At 71.4% G+C, this 17,702-nt stretch carries 16 protein-coding genes; 8 read left to right on the top strand and 8 right to left on the bottom strand.

Features of this window, described 5'->3' with window-relative positions; translation table 11 throughout:
• Positions 1 to 45: 45 nt before the first annotated feature.
• On the bottom strand, positions 46 to 2,079 hold the full coding sequence (locus OHT57_RS15075) for a bifunctional glycosyltransferase 87/phosphatase PAP2 family protein (protein WP_328746913.1): 2,034 nt from the start codon (positions 2,077 to 2,079) through the stop codon (positions 46 to 48).
• Positions 2,080 to 2,412: 333 nt separating this feature from the next.
• Between OHT57_RS15075 and proP the strand changes: the two genes are divergently transcribed.
• Both proP and OHT57_RS15085 read left to right on the top strand, forming a co-directional pair.
• Entirely contained in the window at positions 2,413 to 3,801 is a 1,389-nt protein-coding gene (gene proP, locus OHT57_RS15080) for a glycine betaine/L-proline transporter ProP (protein ID WP_328746914.1), read from the top strand.
• A gap of 78 nt (positions 3,802 to 3,879) precedes the next feature.
• A complete protein-coding gene (locus tag OHT57_RS15085; RefSeq protein WP_328746915.1) occupies positions 3,880 to 4,551 on the top strand; it encodes an O-methyltransferase in 672 nt (223 codons plus the stop codon).
• Between the two features lie 65 nt (positions 4,552 to 4,616).
• On the opposite strand, the gene OHT57_RS15090 is transcribed toward OHT57_RS15085, so the two are convergent.
• From OHT57_RS15090 to OHT57_RS15105, 4 genes are all read right to left on the bottom strand, one after another.
• Positions 4,617 to 5,009 carry a hypothetical protein gene (locus tag OHT57_RS15090; RefSeq protein ID WP_328746916.1) on the bottom strand — a complete coding sequence of 131 codons (393 nt, stop codon included), beginning with the start codon at positions 5,007 to 5,009 and terminating at the stop codon, positions 4,617 to 4,619.
• 158 nt (positions 5,010 to 5,167) lie between these two features.
• On the bottom strand, positions 5,168 to 5,995 hold the full coding sequence (locus OHT57_RS15095) for a hypothetical protein (RefSeq protein ID WP_328746917.1): 828 nt from the start codon (positions 5,993 to 5,995) through the stop codon (positions 5,168 to 5,170).
• 5 nt (positions 5,996 to 6,000) lie between these two features.
• Positions 6,001 to 6,696 carry a hypothetical protein gene (locus OHT57_RS15100; RefSeq protein WP_328746918.1) on the bottom strand — a complete coding sequence of 232 codons (696 nt, stop codon included), beginning with the start codon at positions 6,694 to 6,696 and terminating at the stop codon, positions 6,001 to 6,003.
• Between the two features lie 329 nt (positions 6,697 to 7,025).
• On the bottom strand, positions 7,026 to 9,068 hold the full coding sequence (locus tag OHT57_RS15105; protein ID WP_328746919.1) for an MDR family MFS transporter: 2,043 nt from the start codon (positions 9,066 to 9,068) through the stop codon (positions 7,026 to 7,028).
• A gap of 159 nt (positions 9,069 to 9,227) precedes the next feature.
• Between OHT57_RS15105 and OHT57_RS15110 the strand changes: the two genes are divergently transcribed.
• Positions 9,228 to 10,241 carry a peptidoglycan-binding domain-containing protein gene (locus tag OHT57_RS15110; protein ID WP_328746920.1) on the top strand — a complete coding sequence of 338 codons (1,014 nt, stop codon included), beginning with the start codon at positions 9,228 to 9,230 and terminating at the stop codon, positions 10,239 to 10,241.
• Positions 10,242 to 10,305: 64 nt separating this feature from the next.
• On the opposite strand, the gene OHT57_RS15115 is transcribed toward OHT57_RS15110, so the two are convergent.
• Both OHT57_RS15115 and OHT57_RS15120 read right to left on the bottom strand, forming a co-directional pair.
• The gene (locus OHT57_RS15115) at positions 10,306 to 10,974 is read right to left on the bottom strand and encodes an HAD-IA family hydrolase (RefSeq protein WP_328746921.1); all 669 of its coding nucleotides are present in this window, start codon (positions 10,972 to 10,974) and stop codon (positions 10,306 to 10,308) included.
• A gap of 186 nt (positions 10,975 to 11,160) precedes the next feature.
• The gene (locus OHT57_RS15120) at positions 11,161 to 11,742 is read right to left on the bottom strand and encodes a TMEM165/GDT1 family protein (protein WP_328746922.1); all 582 of its coding nucleotides are present in this window, start codon (positions 11,740 to 11,742) and stop codon (positions 11,161 to 11,163) included.
• Positions 11,743 to 12,088: 346 nt separating this feature from the next.
• Here OHT57_RS15120 and OHT57_RS15125 point away from each other — a divergent pair, with 346 nt between their 5' ends.
• The 4 genes from OHT57_RS15125 (at position 12,089) to OHT57_RS15140 (ending at position 16,311) form a co-directional block, all read left to right on the top strand.
• A complete protein-coding gene (locus tag OHT57_RS15125) occupies positions 12,089 to 12,733 on the top strand; it encodes an HNH endonuclease family protein (protein ID WP_328746923.1) in 645 nt (214 codons plus the stop codon).
• 71 nt (positions 12,734 to 12,804) lie between these two features.
• Positions 12,805 to 14,493, top strand: coding sequence for an alkaline phosphatase D family protein (locus OHT57_RS15130; protein WP_328746924.1), 1,689 nt, complete (start codon positions 12,805 to 12,807; stop codon positions 14,491 to 14,493).
• A gap of 309 nt (positions 14,494 to 14,802) precedes the next feature.
• Positions 14,803 to 15,252 carry a DoxX family protein gene (locus tag OHT57_RS15135; RefSeq protein ID WP_328746925.1) on the top strand — a complete coding sequence of 150 codons (450 nt, stop codon included), beginning with the start codon at positions 14,803 to 14,805 and terminating at the stop codon, positions 15,250 to 15,252.
• Positions 15,253 to 15,747: 495 nt separating this feature from the next.
• Positions 15,748 to 16,311: a DedA family protein gene (locus OHT57_RS15140; RefSeq protein WP_443053613.1), complete on the top strand. Its 564-nt coding sequence runs from the start codon at positions 15,748 to 15,750 to the stop codon at positions 16,309 to 16,311.
• 81 nt (positions 16,312 to 16,392) lie between these two features.
• On the opposite strand, the gene OHT57_RS15145 is transcribed toward OHT57_RS15140, so the two are convergent.
• Positions 16,393 to 16,623: a DUF2277 domain-containing protein gene (locus tag OHT57_RS15145; protein WP_328746927.1), complete on the bottom strand. Its 231-nt coding sequence runs from the start codon at positions 16,621 to 16,623 to the stop codon at positions 16,393 to 16,395.
• Between the two features lie 140 nt (positions 16,624 to 16,763).
• Between OHT57_RS15145 and OHT57_RS15150 the strand changes: the two genes are divergently transcribed.
• Positions 16,764 to 17,690 carry a ketopantoate reductase family protein gene (locus OHT57_RS15150; RefSeq protein WP_328753205.1) on the top strand — a complete coding sequence of 309 codons (927 nt, stop codon included), beginning with the start codon at positions 16,764 to 16,766 and terminating at the stop codon, positions 17,688 to 17,690.
• The last annotated feature ends 12 nt before the right edge of the window (positions 17,691 to 17,702 follow it).

The following is a 17,702-nucleotide window of genomic DNA, read 5'->3' on the forward strand; positions in this document are numbered from 1 at the left end:
AACACCGGCGGTCGGCACCGCCGCGCGGCCCGGCGATCCCGCAGATCACGACAACTGAAAAGCGCCGCCTCGGCACTCAGCGGCCTGCGGGTGCCTGATCGTGTTGCGCGGTCCCGACAGCAGGTAGGTCAGAGAGAAGCCCGCACCGATCACGAGGGCTCCGCCGGCCGAGTCGAGGACCCAGTGGTTGGCGGTCACGATGATCGCGGACACCGTGAACAGCGGATGCAGCAGGCCCAGGATCTTCATCCACCACTTCGGCGCCAGGACCGTGATCACGATGCCGCACCACAGGGACCAGCCGAAGTGCAGGGAGGGCATCGCCGCGTACTGGTTGGCGACCTCGGTCAGCGCGCCGTAGTCCGGTTTGGAGAAGTCCTGGACGCCGTGCACCGTGTCGATGAAGCCGAGTCCCGGCATCAGGCGCGGCGGCGCCAGTGGGTACAGCCAGAAGCCGATCAGGCCGAGCAGAGTGGCGAGGCCCAGTGCGGAGCGGGCCCAGCGGTAGTCCACGGGGCGGCGGGCGTAGAGCACGGCGAGGATGGCCAGCGGGACGACGAAGTGGAAGGACTCGTAGTAGAAATCGAAGAAGCCGCGCAGCCGATCCGCCCGCGCCACGGCGTGGTTGGCCCAGTGCTCGATGTCGATGGACAGCCACTTCTCGAGCGAGTGGATCTGGTGTCCGTGGTGCTCGGCGGTGGCCCGGTCGGCAGTCACCGCGACCCGGACCTGGCCGTAGGCGGCGTAGACGACGCGGATGAGCAGGATCTCCAGCAGGAGGCTCGGGCGGGTGAGGGCCCGGCGCAGGAAGGGCAGGAGCGGGACGCGCTTCCAGCGGGACGGAACGACAGTCGCGTACTCGGTGGGGATCGGCGTCCGGTAGTACGGCGAGGTCCGCGACAGGAAGGGGATCACCATGGCGGCGGCGAGCGCGGCCAGCAGCACCGCGTTGTCCCGCAGGGTGTACACCGCCGAGATGTGCGGCAGCAGCATCTTCGCCGGGAGCGTCATCACCACCACGACGGCGACCGGCCACACGTACCGGTCGCAGGCACGCCTGCCGACCCGTCCGACGACCGCGAGGAGCACCCACAGCAGTTGGTGCCGGCAGGTGGTCGGCTGCACGGCGATCGCCGCGCAGCCGGTGATCGCGACGGCGAGCAGCAACTGCCCGTCGCGCGCGTACCCGACGGCCCGCCGCACGCCGAGGACCGCGACCGCCGCGCCCAGCACCAGGAAGAGCGCGATCTCCAGCGGGCCGTTCGGACCGAGCCGCAGCAGCAGACCGTGCAGGGACTGGTTGGCGAGGCCGTCGGCGGCACCGCCGAGACCGGCGCCGGCGACGTGGCGCACCCAGTAGGTGTACGAGTCGTGCGGCATCGCAGCCCAGGCGAACGCGGTGCTCGCGGCGAAGGTCGCGCCCGAGGTCAGGGCGGCCCGTCGGCGGCCGGTGAACCAGAGCAGGGCCGCGAAGAGCAGGACCGTGGGCTGGAGGGCGGCGGCGACGCCGATGAGCAGACCGCTGACGCGCTCACCGCGGACGGCGAAGCAGGCGACCAGCACCAGCAGGACCGGGATGATGCCGGCCTGCCCGAGGTGGAGTGCGTTGCGCACGGGCAGCGACAGCATGAGGAGGCTGATCGCGACCGGCGCGGCGAGCAGGGAGGTGCGGCGGTCGACCGGCTGGGGCAGGGCGCGGGCGACGACGAGGCCGAGGGCGACGACCAGGAGCAGGGTGCCGAAGGTCCAGCCCCGGCCGAGGGCCTGTTCGGCGGCACCGGCGAGGGGCTTGAGGACGAGTCCCCCGAACGGGGTACCGGTGAACTGCGTCGAGTCGTGGAGCGAACCCTTCACATACAGGACTCCGTCCGGGCCGGCCCAGGTCTCCAGGTCCGTCCGGCGCTCGCCTCTGGCCGTGCTGAGGACGACGGCCATCTGTCGTACGGCGAGGACGGCCGCCACCAGCCACGGGGCGAGCCGGGGCGCGCCGAGCCGTGCCTGGGCCCCGATGTGCGCGTGGGCGGTGGTGACTTCGCCGAAGACCTCGGCCGGTCGCTCTCCGTGCTCTGCGTTCGCCACGCCGCGTCGGCCTCCCGCTCAGCCGTTTCCCTCTGCGAACGCCGCGGCCCGCGTTCACCCCTGAGAGAGACATGGACAACCCGGGCTTCGTCAGACGTTATTTACCGTTTTGCCCGAATGACGATAGCCCGCAGAGGGCGCGGTCATGTGCGCGAGACGCGAGAAGGAACACATGCAATGCGCAAAGCCGGGTATCGGATCGAGGACTAAGTGCCTGCATACACCATGCTTATGCACCCTCAGTGACCTTTCGGGGGCGCGATGTGATCCCGGCAAGTCCCCCTAAGGTCGCCTTTTGCCCTTGTCCCCGTCGAAAGGCAGGCGAGCGAAGTTTTGCCGAGCGCCCCTCCCCTCACGCCCTCCGTCCGCACCCCCGACAGCCCCGACAGCCCCGACAGCCGCGAAACCACCGTCGTCGACCCGGCCCTCGTGAAGCGCGCCGTGAAGGCCGCCGCGCTGGGCAACGCGATGGAGTGGTTCGACTTCGGCGTCTACAGCTACATCGCGGTCACCCTGGGCAAGGTCTTCTTCCCGTCCGGGAATCCCACCGCCCAGCTCCTGTCGACGTTCGGCGCCTTCGCCGCGGCCTTCCTGGTCCGTCCGCTCGGCGGCCTGGTCTTCGGCCCGCTGGGCGACCGCGTCGGCCGCCAGAAGGTCCTCGCCGTCACCATGATCATGATGGCGGCCGGCACCTTCGCCATCGGCCTGATCCCGTCCTACGCCTCGATCGGCGTCGGCGCCCCGCTGCTTCTGCTGGCCGCCCGCCTGGTCCAGGGCTTCTCGACCGGCGGCGAGTACGCGGGTGCCTCGACCTTCATCGCCGAGTACGCCCCCGACAAGCGGCGCGGTTTCCTCGGCAGTTGGCTGGAGTTCGGCACGCTGGCCGGTTACATCGCCGGCGCCGGTCTGGTCACGCTGATGACGGCACTGCTGTCCACCGAGGACCTGGTGTCCTGGGGCTGGCGGATCCCGTTCCTGATCGCGGGCCCGATGGGCGCCATCGGCCTGTATCTGCGGCTGCGTCTGGAGGAGACCCCGGCGTTCGCGGCGGAGGTCGAGAAGGCCGAGTCGAGCCGCCCGAAGGTCCCGCTGCGGGAGATGATCGCCGGTCAGTGGCGGACCCTGCTGCTCTGCGTCGGACTGGTCCTGGTCTTCAACGTCACCGACTACATGCTGCTGTCGTACATGCCGAGCTACCTGACCAGCGAGCTGAAGTACGACGAGACGCACGGCCTGCTGGTCGTCCTCGCCGTGATGGCGCTGATGATGGTCGTGCAGCCCTTCGCGGGCGCCCTGAGCGACCGGGTCGGCCGCCGCCCGGTGATCGCCGCCGGCTGCGCGGGCTTCCTGCTCCTGTCCGTCCCGGCCCTGCTGCTGATCCGCCAGGGAAGCCTGTTCGCGATCGCGCTCGGCATGGGTGCGCTGGGCCTTCTCCTGGTCTGCTTCACGGCGGCCATGCCGTCGGCCCTGCCGGCCCTCTTCCCGACCCGGGTGCGCTACGGCTCCCTGTCGGTCGGCTTCAACGTCTCGGTGTCCCTGTTCGGCGGCACGACCCCGCTGGTGGTGACCGCCCTGATCGGCGCGACCGGGAACATGATGATGCCCGCCTACTACATGATGGCCGCGGCCGTGATCGGCGGTGTGGCGGTGTGGTTCATGACGGAGTCGGCGGGACGGCCGCTGCCGGGGTCGGCGCCGGCCGTCGAACGGAAAACTCCCTGACAGGGCACAGGAGCGCGACTATATTCGTTAGCGCAACTAGTTAGTGGATCTAACTAGCCATACGAAAGGCATCGGTGCATGAGCGAGTCGCAGCTCTGGGACGACGTCGACGACTACTTCACCACCCATCTCACGCCGGAGGACGAAGCGCTCCGGGCAGCCCTGGACAACAGCGAGGCCGCCGGTCTCCCATCGATCGCCGTCACGGCGCCGCAGGCCAAGCTCCTCCAGCTCCTGGCCCAGATCCAGGGCGCCCGCACCATCCTGGAGATCGGCACCCTCGGCGGCTACAGCACCATCTGGCTGGCCCGCGCCCTGCCCGCCGACGGCCGCCTGGTCTCCCTGGAGTACAGCCCGGTCCACGCCGAGGTCGCGACCCGCAACCTCGCCCGCGCGGACCTCGACGACATCGTCGAGGTGCGGGTGGGTCCCGCCCTGGAGTCGCTGCCGCGGCTGGCCGCCGAGAACCCGCCCCCCTTCGACCTGGTCTTCATCGACGCCGACAAGGGCAACAACCCGCACTACGTGGAGTGGGCCCTCGAACTCACCGGCCCCGGCAGCCTGATCGTCGTCGACAACGTCGTACGGGGCGGCCGGGTCGCCGACGCGGACAACCCGGCCCCCGACGTCCAGGGCACCCGCACGGCCCTCGAACTGATCGGACGGCACCCGAAGCTGAGCGCCACGGCCATCCAGACGGTGGGCAGCAAGGGCTACGACGGCTTCGCGCTGGCACGGGTACTGCCGTAGCCACAGCCCTGACCCGCACGAGTGACCAGCACGCGCGACGCGCACGCGTGCTGCCCCCCGGGTCCTCAGATCTCGTGATAGAAGCCGACGTTGACACTGCGCGGGGCGGTGCGGTCACGGATGACGATCTCGCCGTTGCCGCCCCGGGGCAGGGTCACGCTGCCGCCGTAGACCAGCGGCTGTGCGTACGCACCGGCCACCAGCTGTACCTCGGACGAGGGATCGGGCTGCGACCCCTGGAGCCAGGTGACCTGCCAGACGCCCTCGGGCCCGCACAGGAACTCCAGGTGCACCCGGGAGACGAACAGCCAGTCGTCGGGCGTCGCGAGCCGGCAGACGGTCTTGTCCCGGCCCACGCGCAGCACGGTGCCCGGGTCACTGGGCGCGTCGGTCATCTGCATCCCGGCCGTGGCACCCTCCTCCGCCGCGGTGACGACGGCCATGGTGAGTTCGAGCACGTGCGCTCCTCCTGAAAGGTCCTTGCGCGGCAACCCCGTTGAACCACCGCCGCCGCATGATAAATCGCCCGGCGCGGCGGTGTCCGGTGCAAGGTACCCAAGAACGGCCCGCCGCCCGACTCCGGGCAGCAGGCCGTTCGTACGGTATCGGCGGCGCGTCAGCTGCGCAGCAGCCGTTCCGCCAGCTCACGGTAGTCCCGCAGGACGAGCCGGAGTTGCTCGGTGTCGGAGGCGCTGGAGACGTTGGATGCCTTGTCCTGACCGGCGTCACCGGTCTGCCAGGAGCTGCGCAGCGTACGGCGACGCTGCTTCACGGCGTCGGCGAGCCGGGCCGCGGCCTCCTCCAGCACCTGGTCGGCCTCCTCGACGGCGGACCGGGGCTCGTCCACGAACCCGGCGACCGCGTGCTGGAGCCGTGAGCTGAGCTTGTCGCCCTCGTCGTGCGGCATCAGCCGGGACTCGTGGGCGGACTCCTTGTGCACGCCGGTCGCAACGCCGGTGGCGGACTCCTTGTGCACGCCCGTCCTGGCACCGGTGGCGGATTCGGGGCCCGCGTCCCGGCCCAGCCCGCTCTCACGGCCGGGTGCGCCCCGCAGGCTGCGCTCGGAGTCCTCGCCTGAGCTGCCGGCGAACCCGGTGCCCCTGGCGCCGCCGAGGGCCGAGTCGCGGTCTCCGCCGCCACTGCGGACCCCGTCACCGCGCACGCCGTCACTCCGCACGCCTTCGTCGGCCCGCACACGGTCGGCGCCCAGCGGGCCCCGGCCGTCCCGGCCGGCCGGGGTCGTCCCGTCCGGCGCCGGCTCTCCGCGCCCGTCTCGCGACGCGTCCGTCCGGCGTCCCGTCGCCGGATCCAGGTCCGGCGTCTCGGTCTCGGTGGGGGCCACCAGGGGGCTGTGCGCACCCGTGGGGTCGGCGCCCGTGCCCCTGCCGGTCCTGCCCTCGCCCCGGTTACCGTCGGCACCCGACTTGCTCGTGGCATCCGTCATGTCACTCAACTCCCCTTCGCGTGACGCTTGTTGAATGCCCCGGGCAGGTGGCCCCTGCCGTCGCTGCGGCTGTCGTGCGGCTGACCCGCGCGCAGCTGGGACTCGTCGGTCGACGTACGGGACTCCTCGCGGCTGCGCGGCGGACCGACGAGCTCGTCGAAGAGGGACCGCGCCTCGACCATGGCCGCGCGCATGTCCTCCGTGTCCACCCGTCCGTCGCCGTCCCGCCCGGCGTTCGCGTGCGCGCCGACCACCGAGTGCACGCGCCGGTAGCCGTGCACGTGGTCCGCGTGGTGCACGGACAGCGCGGCGAACTGCTCGTCGTACTGCCCGCCGCCCGGGAAACCCCGGGCCTCGGCGAGTTCGGCGAGCAGCTGGTCGGCTTCGACGACGGCTTCCCGGGGGGAGTCGACGAAGCGTTCCTGGGCGGCCGTCCAGCGGGCCTCGTACCGCTGGCGTTCGGCCGGGTCCAGGGGCTGCTCGCGCAGGGATCCGTGCCGCTCCACGCGTTCGGTGAGTTCGCGTTCGGCGGCCTTCTCGTCTCCGTTGTGGCGGGCCACGGTCCGGCCGTACTCGGGCCCGAAGCGTCGCTTCAGGCCCCGGCCGTGCTGCGGACCTCGACCACGCAGGGTCAGGACGGCCGCCACTGCAAGGACGGCCGCCACGATCACGATCAGAGCGATGATCAGGCCAGTTGACATATCTGTCGGGTAGCCGCGAACGTCTTCTCCAAACCGTCTCCGCATATGTGTAGGCGCGAATCGGGCCATGACCTGGACCGTCGACCCTGAAACTCCCCGCACCGGAACGGGAGCCGGCCGAACCCACGGCTGCGAACTCACCCCGTCCACCGGACAGTTACCGGCGGTCGGCCCCGTGTGTGCGCCTACGGACCGACCGGAGTGCCGAGTTCACCAGCCCTGAACCCCGGGGGCGGCCGCCCGGTCCCGGAGCCTTGCCGGGCGAGCGCCGGGTTCGGCCCGGCGCGGCCCGGACGGGGGTGCCGACGCCCGCACGGCTGCCGCAGGCGTCACGCCCGTGCAGCGCCACCCTCGTACGGCTGCTCCCGGTCGGACCCGCACAACTCGTCGTTGAGCTCCTTCACCAACCGGGTCAGATCCGTGGGCCGGTCGGGCCCCCACCAGTCCCCCAGCAGCTCCGCCAACGACGCCTCGCGAGCCTCCGCGAGCCGCTCGGCGACCTCCCTGCCTCGCTCGGTGAGCAGCATCTCCGGCCCCCGCCGCGCCGCGAGCCCCCGCTCCTCCACCTGCCGGGCCGCCTTGATGATCACGCTCAAGGGCACGGAGGTACGCCCGGCGAGCAACGCCGGCTCCACCCAGCCGTACCGCCGCATCCGCAGCACCAGCCAGCTCGCCGCGGGCAGCAGGTCGTACCCGGCCCGCAGGGTGATCTTCCGGTAGACCTCCCGGCGTCCCTCCCGTGTCCCCAGCAGGGACAGCGCCCGGCACACCTCGTCGTACGAGGACCGCTCCACCGGATTGCTGGCCAGAGTCTCGGTGACGTCGGGCGCGGTGACGGACCCGCGCAGCCGGTCCTCCTTGAGGAACCAGGCGAGCACGAACCCGAGGAGCGCGACGGGGGCGGCGTACAGGAAGACGTCGGTGATCGACGAGGCGTAGGCGTGCAGCGCCGCGGGGCGCGCCGCGGCCGGCAGTTCCGCGAGCCCCCGGGAATCGGCCTCCAGCCCCGAGACCGAGACGCCGGGCGGCAGTCGGACCCCCTGCAGGGCGTCGGCCAGCTTGTCCCCGAGCCGGTTGGCGAAGACGGTCCCGAAGATCGCGACACCGAACGACGCCCCGATGGACCGGAAGAAGGTCGCACCGGACGTGGCGACGCCGAGGTCCTCGTACGAGACGGCGTTCTGGACGATCAGCACGAGCACCTGCATGACCAGACCGAGCCCCAGTCCGAACACACAGAAGTACGCGCTCATCACCCAGGTGGAACTGTTCTCGTCGAGCCGGTGCAGAAGCACCAGTCCCACCGCGGTGAGCGCGGTCCCGGCCACCGGGAACACCTTCCAACGCCCGGTCCGGCTGACGATCTGTCCGGACAGGGTCGAGGACAGCAGCAGCCCGAACACCATGGGCAGCATGTGCACACCGGACATGGTCGGCGAGACGCCGTGCACCACCTGGAGGAAGGTCGGCAGATAGGTCATCGCCCCGAACATCGCGAACCCGACGATGAAACTGATGACGGCGGACAGCACGAAGGTCCGGATCCGGAACAGCTTCATCGGCAGCACCGGCTCGGCTGCCCGCCGCTCGACGCCGACGAACACGACCGCCAACAGCACGCCCAGTACCGCGAGTGCGACGATCTGCGGCGAGGTCCACCCCCAGGTGGTGCCGCCCAGTGAGGCCACCAGCACCAGACACGTGGCGACGGCGGCGATGAGGAAGGTCCCGAGGTAGTCGATGACATGCTTCGTCGACCTGCGCGGGATCCGCAGCACGACCGCGATCACGGCGAGGGCGACCGCGCCCACCGGCAGGTTGACGTAGAAGACCCACCGCCAGCTCAGATGCTCGGTGAACAGGCCGCCCAGCAACGGCCCGAGCACGCTCGTCGCGCCGAAGACCGCACCGAACAGCCCCTGGTAGCGCCCGCGTTCACGTGGCGGAACGAGGTCGCCGACGATCGCCATGGACAACACCATCAGCCCGCCGCCGCCCAGCCCCTGCAGGGCACGGAAGGCGATCAGCTGGGTCATGTCCTGAGCCATTCCGCACAGTGCCGACCCGATCAGGAAGATCACGATCGCGGTCTGGAAGAGCCGCTTGCGCCCGTACTGATCCCCGAGCTTGCCCCACAACGGGGTCGCCGCCGTGGAGGCCAGCAGATACGCGGTCACCACCCAGGACAGGTGCTCCATCCCGCCGAGATCGCTGACGATCGTGGGCAGCGCGGTGGACACGATCGTCTGGTCCAGCGCGGCGAGCAGCATCCCGAGCAGCAGGGCCCCGATCGAGACGAGGACGTTGCCTGACACGTGCTCCTCGCGCGTGTCCGGCACATCACCTGTCAAACCGTGCATATCCGCGGCCATGCAGACCTCCCGGGACTCTCGTCACGTCACCATCCTGGTCGGTGTAACCGCTTATGGCCCGTTGAGTCCTGCTGGAAGCCGGTATTCCGGGGGCTTCCGACATGTGAGTGTGGAGGGGTTCTGCATAATCTCAGGGGCTTGTGAGGGGAGGGACGACACATGGCGGAGTCGAACAGTCATCTGTGCCCGGAGTGCGGGGCGCCCAGAGCGATGGACAACACCCCGTCCTGCGGGTGCACACAGCGCGCCTCGGACGCGCTGCGCGACGCACGCACTGCGGAGGCGGCCGCGGCGGAGGACTTCGATCCGCTGCGCATACGGCCGTACGTGGAACTGGACGACGAGACCGCCCCCCTGCCGAGGGTGCCCGGGCCCGCGGGCCCCGCCGCCGACGCCACGATGCCGCTGCGCGCCGTGACCCCGGCGGCACCCGCGCCTGACGCGACCTCGGTTCTCCCCGCCTTCCTGGCCCGCCCGCCGACGACCGCGAGCCCCACCGATCTGCGCCTGTTCCAGAGCGGCGGACACCCGTCCGCCCCGGACAGCGACGGGCAACCGCGCCGCGCCCGCCGCCGTATGGTCCTCCTCGCCACGGCCGCAGCGGTCGTGGCGGTGGTCGCGGCGGCCGGTCTCGCCAGCGGGCTGTTCACGTACGAGTCCCCGGTGCGGGACGCGGCGGCGCCGCAGGACGTACGGCCTGCGGTCCCGGACTCGACGACGACCGCGGCGTCGGCGTCGGCGTCGCCGTCCAAGGCCGCGGCGTCCGTACGTCCGTCCTCCGCGCTCCCGTCCCCCACGGCGAGCGCGAGCCCGTCGGCCTCCGCGTCCCCGTCGAGGTCCGGCACCTCCCCGACACCGTCCCTGTCGGCCGCGCCGACGGCCACGCCGACCGCCACCACCGCGACGGACGGCACGGCGAGCGGCTCGGACGCGGCCCGCGAGGCGGCTCCGCCGGTGCTGCGCCGGGGGTCCGAGGGACCGGAGGTCGTCGAGCTCGAACTGCGGCTCACCCAGGCCGGCCTGTACTCGCGGACAGCGAGCGGGCACTACAACGAGGGCGTCGAGGACGCGGTGAGCCGGTACCAGTCGACCCGGGGCATGCAGGTACCGGAGTCCGGGGTGTACGACCTGGCGACACGCCAACGGCTGGAGTCGGAGACCAAGGAGCCGTAGCCCGCGCAGCCGCCCCGGAGATCCGCCCGCCGGAGACCCGGATCGCCCCGCCGTCCAGGGTGACCTACCCGACGAACAGCCGGATCGTGCCGTCCTCTGCCGCTTCCACCCGCACCCGTGTCAGATCCCGCGCCACGACGTCCGGGCCGTGGAGGCCGGCCCGTGACCCGATGCCCACGACGCGCATGCCGGCCGCCTTCCCCGCGGCGATGCCGGCCCCGGAGTCCTCGAAGACGATGCAGTCGGCGGGTGCGACACCGAGTTCTGCGGCGCCCTTGAGGAACCCCTCGGGGTCGGGCTTGCTCGCGCCGACGGACTCGGCCGTGATGCGGATCTCCGGAAGTCCCAGCCCCGCCGCTGCCATCCGGGCCGTGGACAGCGCGACGTCGGCGGAGGTCACCAGCGCGTGCGGCAGCCCCCGCAGGGAGGCCAGGAACTCGGACGCGCCGGGTATCGCCACGACACCGTCCGTGTCGGCGGTCTCCTCCGCAAGCATGAGCGCGTTGTCGGCGAGGTTCTGCTCCACGGGCCGGTCGGGCAGCAGGACCGCCATCGACGCATGGCCCTGGCGGCCGTGGGCGACCTTCATGACCTCGTCGCCGTCGAGCCCGTGCCGTTCGGCCCAGCGGCGCCAGATGCGTTCCACCACGGCGTCGGAGTTGACGAGGGTGCCGTCCATGTCGAGCAGGAGGGCGCGGGCGGTGAGCACGGTGGGGGCGGCGGTGGCCGTCATCGGCAGCTCCAGGACGCGGGGTGAGGGGCGGGCTCCGGGGGGTCTCCCCCGCACGCCCCCGGAGGGACAAGGTGGCCCCGCCCGCCGGTCAGGGTGAACGAGCGGGAGCCACTTTGTTCATCCACGATACAAAACGGGAGGCGGTTCCCGCCACCGCCTCCCGGAACAGTTCACACACCGTTCAGCTCAGCCGGCCACGGCCTCCCACAGGCTCCACAGCCCGAGCGCCAGCATCAGCAGGGCCGCGATCCTGGTGATCAGCTTCAGCGGGACCCGCCTCATCAGGGCCTTTCCGCCGACGATGCCGAGACCGGCCACCGCCCACAGAGCGAGCACCGCGCCGAGGCCGACGGAGAGCGGGTCGTCGTAACGGGCCGCGAGGTTGGCCGTCATGATCTGGGTCAGGTCTCCGAACTCGGCGACGAGGATGAGCATGAACCCGGTCCCGGCGACCTTCCAGAAGGACTGGTCCTGCGGCTTGCGGATCTCCTCGTCGCCATCATCCTTCTTCAGCAGCAGGACGGCCGCGCCGCCGAGGAAGAGCACACCCGTCAGCGCCTGCACGATCTGCTGCGGCAGCAGGGTCAGCACGCTGCCGGCCGCCACGGCGAGCGCGACATGCAGCGCGAAGGCGGCGGCGACACCGGCGAAGACGTAGGAGGCGCGGTAGCGGGTGCCGAGGACGAGGCCGGCGAGCGCGGTCTTGTCGGGCAGTTCGGCGAGGAAGACGACGCCGAAGACGACGGCCGTCACGGTGAAGCTGATCAAGGGTCCTCAATCGGTCGGGGCCGCCCCACCGAGAGTGTTCCTGAAACACGACGCCTCGGCACGGCAGCACACAGTCAGTGCACTACTGGCCGAAGGTCTCGCTGGCCGGTCCCTGAAGACCTGCCTCCGGGCGCCGGCTCAGACGAGCTGAGCAGTATGTCGACGGTCCGGCGAAGAGCTACTCCCCTTCAACGCCGTCCATCGTACGTGATCGTTTCGCCATAAACCTTGTCGTGTCATGTACGCGTCACTAACTTCTAACCGAACGCACACCTCCCCGCAACACGGAGCCGCGAGCATTCGAGCGCTCGCGCTCCAACACCCCCGCCTCCCCAAGGGAGTTCGCATGTCGAAGTTCTACGCGCGTCGACGGCTGAGCATACTCGGAGCCCTGACCGCCCTCATAGCCTCCGTCGGGCTTTTCAACGGCCCGACCGCCTCCGCCGCCCTCCCCACCCCGGTCAGCGCCGCCACCGCCCGCACCTATCTCGCCTCGCTCACCGTGGCCACCGAGAACCGCACCGGCTACGACCGTGACCTGTTCCCGACGTGGATCACCATCAGCGGCACCTGCAACACCCGCGAGTACATCCTCAAGCGGGACGGTACGAACGTCGTCACAAACTCCGCCTGCACCGCCACCAGCGGCAGCTGGTACTCCCCCTACGACGGCGCCACGTGGACCGCCGCTTCGGACCTCGACATCGACCACCTGGTCCCGCTCGCCGAGGCATGGGACTCCGGTGCCGGCGCCTGGACCACCGCGCAGCGCCAGGGGTTCGCCAACGACGTCACCCGCCCGCAGCTCATCGCGGTGACGGACAACGTGAACCAGTCCAAGAGCGACCAGGACCCGGCGACCTGGATGCCGTCGGTCACCTCGTACCGCTGCACCTACGTCCGTGCGTGGGTCCAGGTGAAGTACTACTACGACCTCTCGGTCGACTCGGCGGAGAAGACCGCGCTGACGAACTACCTCGCAAGCTGCTGACGATTGCGTAACGGACCCTCCCCGCGGACCTCCGTCGTTCCGTACCGTACGGGGCGACGGAGGAGGATCACGTGGCGGATCTGCGGCTGGGCCCACTGCTGAGGTACGTCGACGGTTCGTCCGCGACCGTCTGGGTCGAGACGAGCCGTCCGTGCACCGCCGAGGTGCGCTGCTCGGACGGCACCGGTGGCCGAACCCGCACCTTCCAGGTCGCGGGCCACCACTACGCCCTCGTCCCGGTCGACGGCCTCCCACCCGGCACCGAGCGGACCTACGAGGTGTTCCTGGACGGCACACGCGTGTGGCCGCTGCCCGACGCCCCGTTCCCGGCGTCCGTCATCCGCACGACCGAGCCCGACGGCACCGTCCGCGTCGCCTTCGGCTCCTGCCGCTGGGCCGCGCCCCCGGAAGGCGAGAAGGACCCCGTCGGTCCGGACGCCCTGGACACCCTCGCGGCCCGCATCGCCGCCGAGCCGGACGGCGAACGGCCGGACGTGCTCCTGCTGTTGGGCGACCAGGTCTACGCCGACGAGACCTCCCCCGCCACCCGCAGCTGGCTGGCCGCGCGCCGCGATCCCCGCGACCCGCCGGGCGACCAGGTGGCGGACTACGAGGAGTACACCCACCTCTACTACGAGTCCTGGCTCGACCCCGAGGTGCGCTGGCTGCTGTCCACCGTGCCCAGTTGCATGATCTTCGACGACCACGACGTCATCGACGACTGGAACACCTCCGCGTCCTGGGTCGCGGACATGCGCGAAGTCCCTTGGTGGCAGGAGCGGTTGCTGAGCGGTCTGATGTCGTACTGGGTGTACCAGCACCTCGGCAACCTCACCCCGGCCGAGCTGGCCACCGACCCGCTCTACGCCGCGGTACGCGAATCCCCGGACGGCACCGACGAGTTGCGTGCCTTCGCCGCCAGGGCCGAGGCCGACGCCGCCTCCGTGCGCTGGAGCTACCGGCGCGACTTCGGCCGGGTGCGGCTGCTCATGGTCGACTCCCGCGCGGCCCGCGTCCTCGACGAGGAGAGCCGCTCCATGCTCGACCCCGGCGAGGCCGAGTGGCTGCGCGAACAGGTGCTGGAGGAGCGCGACTCCTACGACCACCTCCTGATCGGCACCTCGCTGCCCTGGCTGCTGCCGCACCTGGTGCACGACGCCGAGGCGTGGGACGCCGCGCTGTGCCGGGGCGATCGCGGGGCGCGCTGGGCCCGGTTCGGGGAGGATCTGCGGCGCAAGGCGGACCTGGAGCACTGGGCGGCCTTCCCGGCGTCCTTCACGGCGCTGGCGGACCTGATCGCCGAGGTGGGGTCGGGGCCCGAGGCGCCGGCGACGGTGCTGGTGCTCTCGGGGGACGTGCACCACGCGTATGTGGCCGAGCCCACGTGGTACACCGGCGGACCGGACTCCCTCGTCCTCCAGCTCACCTGCTCCCCCGTCCACAACTCCGTGCCCAGCTGGATCCGGTTCGGCTTCCGCTTCGGCTGGAGTGGCACGGCACGGGCGCTCGGACGGCGCCTCGCCCGGCACGGAGGCTGCGAGCGGCCGCCGGTCTCCTGGCGGCACACGGGCGGTCCCTGGTTCGGCAACCAGCTCATGACGCTGACGCTGAGCGGGCGTTCGGCGAAGCTGCGGCTGGAGCAGGCGCGGGAGGGAAAGGGGGACGGGGACCAGGGGCGGGCGCGGCTGCGGACGGTCTCGGAGACCCGACTCACCGGGGAGAGCGGCCGGGAGAAGTCCCGGTCCACCTTTGCTGATTGACCGTCAAAAACCCTTCTATGTCGGGCAGTTCACGTCCGGCGCACCCCTGGCGGGCGGGCACCCGGATGCCCGCGACGGGCGGGCGGCCAGGTGTAAATTCGGTCACACTTTCGGACGCCAGGATCGGTGACGACAGGCGCTCCACGTGCAGCTCCGACTGGAACAGCAGGGACAGTTGGGGCAAACGGATGGCTAAATGTTGAACTTGCAAGCATGAATCAGGGGCACCTACCGTGGATGGCTCACTCGGTTCCATCCCCCTGGGGCGACCCCCCTGTGGGACCGACCCGACCGAAGGAGTCCCCCACAATGACCGGACGCCTCAACAGCGCCCAGCCATACGCCCTCGGCCTCTACCGCATCGTCGTCGGCCTGCTCTTCCTCTGTCACGGTGCCGCCGCGCTCTTCGGCGTACTCGGCGGAGCCGCCGGCACCGACGGCGGTACCGTCGGTGCCGGCACCTGGCCCGGCTGGTACGCGGCCGTGATCCAACTCGTCTGCGGCGGCCTGGTGCTGTTCGGCCTGGGCACGCGCGTCGCCGCATTCGTCGCCGCGGGGTCCATGGCGTATGCGTACTTCAAGGTCCACCAGCCGATGGCCCTGTGGCCCATGCAGAACGGCGGCGAGGCCGCCGCGATGTTCTGCTGGGCCCTGGTGCTGCTGGTCTTCACCGGGTCCGGCGCGTTCGGCCTGGACCGGCTGTTCACGAAACGCTCGGCACAGGAACGGAGGCCGGCCGCGGAGCCGGTAACGGTCTGAGCCGACGTCACACGGTGCCCTCCCCGCATTGTCCGAGTTCGCGGGGAGGGCACCGCCGCGCCCGGCCCACGCCGACCGTCCGGCGCCGGGTCGGCCTACAACCGCCGGGAGTGCCGTATTCGGGCGCGTCGGCCCACCTGCCGAAGTGATCATCGCCGCGTCAGGCAGGCCCGACCGACCGGCCGCACAAACCGGCAGGCCCCGACCGACCGGGCCGTGCACACCAGCAAGTTCAGGCAGCCCTGCCCTCCGGGGCAAAGGGGCCGTAGACCTCTGGCAGTCCCGGCAGCGCCGGCGGCCCCCGCTACGGGACGTTCACCCGGCCGTCCCCGGACGCGGCAGCCGGGTGAACATGCCGCGCCCATCCCATGAGCCCCCCGTGAATCTCCGGTCACACCCTGGGCGTACGCTGTATGGCTGTCTACGGGGGAATCACGGGGAGTCGCGGTGCTGGAAAATCTGGGGTCACTGACCGGCAGTCCATGGATCTACGCCATGGTCGCGCTGTCGGTGCTCCTCGACGTGTTCGTGCCGCTGCTGCCGAGCGGTGTGCTGGTCATCACGGCCGCGACGGCGGCGGCCGCGGGCAGCGCGGCGACCGGTCGGGTCCCCGACGTCATGTCGCTCATCCTCTGCGCGACGACGGCGTCCGTACTGGGTGACCTGGCGGCCTACCGGCTCGCCTGGCGCGGCGGCGAGCGCCTGGACCGCGCGATCGCCCGCTCGCGTCGCCTCACCACCGCGCAGGAACGTCTCGGCGCCGCGCTGACAACGGGCGGCGGCGCCCTGGTCGTCCTCGCCCGCTTCGCCCCCGCGGGCCGCTCGGTGGTCTCCCTGCTGGCCGGCACGGCCCATCGCCGAGCCCGCGACTTCCTCCCCTGGTCCGCCCTCGCCGGCCTCTCCTGGGCGGCGTACAGCGTGGCCCTCGGGTACTTCGGCGCGCACTGGCTGGGAGCGACATGGCTGGCGACGGCGGTGTCGGTGGCGGCGCTTTTCGGGGCGGGGGCGGGCGCCGCTTTCGTGATGCGTCGGCAGCCGGTGGTCGCGGAGGCCGGGTAACGGGGGCGACGGGGGCTGTTCGCCTGTCTCCCGGCCCTGGCGGGTCACCGGCACCGGCGGCACGAGCGGTGTCTGCAAGGCTCATCCCGCCTCGCGCCGAACCGCCCCTCGTACCTCCAGTCCGGCCAGCAACTCCGCTGTCGCCTCCGCGATCACCTCCACGGCCCGTTCGAACACCTCCTGGTTGTGCGCGGCCGGTGCCCGGAAGCCCGACACCTTTCGCACGTACTGAAGCGCGGCGGCCCGAATCTCGTCCTCCGTCGCCTCCTCGGGCAGTACAGGCGGACGAAGCGTCTTGATGCTGCGGCACATACCGACAGTCTCCCTCCGCCGCCGGATTACCGCTCCCGCCTCCGGCGAATCGACGCTTCTCACCGCCCCCGCTCGATGCCATGATCCTCAACGAGGCGGCCACCGATTCCGGGGCCGACCGACGAGAGGAACACTCCGACATGGCGCGCGAGATCGCGTACGACCCGCCACACCAGGATCTGACCGTGGCCGTCCTGGGACCCGGCGGTACCGGCGGCCTCCTCGCCGCTCTCCTGGCCCGCGCCGGACACCGCGTGATCTGCCTGGCCCGCGACGACACGGCTGAGGCCCTTCGCACGACCGGCATCCAGGTCCGCAGCGCTGCGTTCGGCGACTTCACGGCCCGCGTGGAGGCCGACACCGAACTGCGCGAGCCGGTCGACGCCTGCGTGATCGCCGTCAAGCACACCTCCCTGGCCGCCGCTCTCGACCGCGTACCGTCCACCGTCCTCGGCGACGGCCTGGTCGTCCCCCTCCTGAACGGCGTCGAACACCCGGCGGCCCTCCGCAGCCGCTACCGTCCGGACCGGGTCGCCCCCGCGGTGATCCGGGTCGAGTCGACGAGGGTCGCACCAGGCGTCATCGAGCACGGCAGTCCCTTCGCCGAGGTCGACCTGGCCGGCGACGACGTCCCCCGTGAACGTCTCGACGCACTCGCCACCGCTCTGGCCGCAGCCGGTCCCGGCACCCGGGTCCTGGACGACGAGTCGGCCGCCCTGTGGGCCAAGATGTCCTTCCTCGCGCCCTTCGCCCTCCTGACCACCCTGCACGCTCTGCCCCTCGGTGACGTACGCACCCGCCATCGCGAGGAACTGGCCGCCCTGGTCGGGGAAACGGCGGCGGTCAGCGCGGCCTGCGGAGGTCCTTCCGACCCCGCCCAGGCCCTCGCCCGCTACGACGCCTTCCCGCCCGGGACGAAGTCGTCGATGCAGCGCGACTCGGAGGCGGGCCGCCCGCTCGAACTGGACGCCATCGGAGGGGCGTTGCTGCGCGCGGCGCAACGGCACGGGGTGAAGGTGCCCGTCGCGGCCCGGGTGGTAGGGGAGTTGGCGGCCGCCGCCCGCTGAGATCCTGCCCCG

It is taken from the genome of Streptomyces sp. NBC_00285 (assembly GCF_036174265.1).
Lineage (GTDB): Bacteria > Actinomycetota > Actinomycetes > Streptomycetales > Streptomycetaceae > Streptomyces.

Coding starts and splice junctions, on each gene's coding strand:
- OHT57_RS15085 (WP_328746915.1), top strand. CDS start 3,880: ATGAGCGAGTCGCAGCTCTGGGACGACGTCGACGACTACTTCACCACC.
- OHT57_RS15095 (WP_328746917.1), bottom strand. CDS start 5,995: ATGACGGATGCCACGAGCAAGTCGGGTGCCGACGGTAACCGGGGCGAG.
- OHT57_RS15100 (WP_328746918.1), bottom strand. CDS start 6,696: ATGTCAACTGGCCTGATCATCGCTCTGATCGTGATCGTGGCGGCCGTC.
- OHT57_RS15105 (WP_328746919.1), bottom strand. CDS start 9,068: ATGGCCGCGGATATGCACGGTTTGACAGGTGATGTGCCGGACACGCGC.
- OHT57_RS15110 (WP_328746920.1), top strand. CDS start 9,228: ATGGCGGAGTCGAACAGTCATCTGTGCCCGGAGTGCGGGGCGCCCAGA.
- OHT57_RS15115 (WP_328746921.1), bottom strand. CDS start 10,974: ATGACGGCCACCGCCGCCCCCACCGTGCTCACCGCCCGCGCCCTCCTG.
- OHT57_RS15125 (WP_328746923.1), top strand. CDS start 12,089: ATGTCGAAGTTCTACGCGCGTCGACGGCTGAGCATACTCGGAGCCCTG.
- OHT57_RS15135 (WP_328746925.1), top strand. CDS start 14,803: ATGACCGGACGCCTCAACAGCGCCCAGCCATACGCCCTCGGCCTCTAC.
- OHT57_RS15140 (WP_443053613.1), top strand. CDS start 15,748: ATGGTCGCGCTGTCGGTGCTCCTCGACGTGTTCGTGCCGCTGCTGCCG.
- OHT57_RS15145 (WP_328746927.1), bottom strand. CDS start 16,623: ATGTGCCGCAGCATCAAGACGCTTCGTCCGCCTGTACTGCCCGAGGAG.
- OHT57_RS15150 (WP_328753205.1), top strand. CDS start 16,764: ATGGCGCGCGAGATCGCGTACGACCCGCCACACCAGGATCTGACCGTG.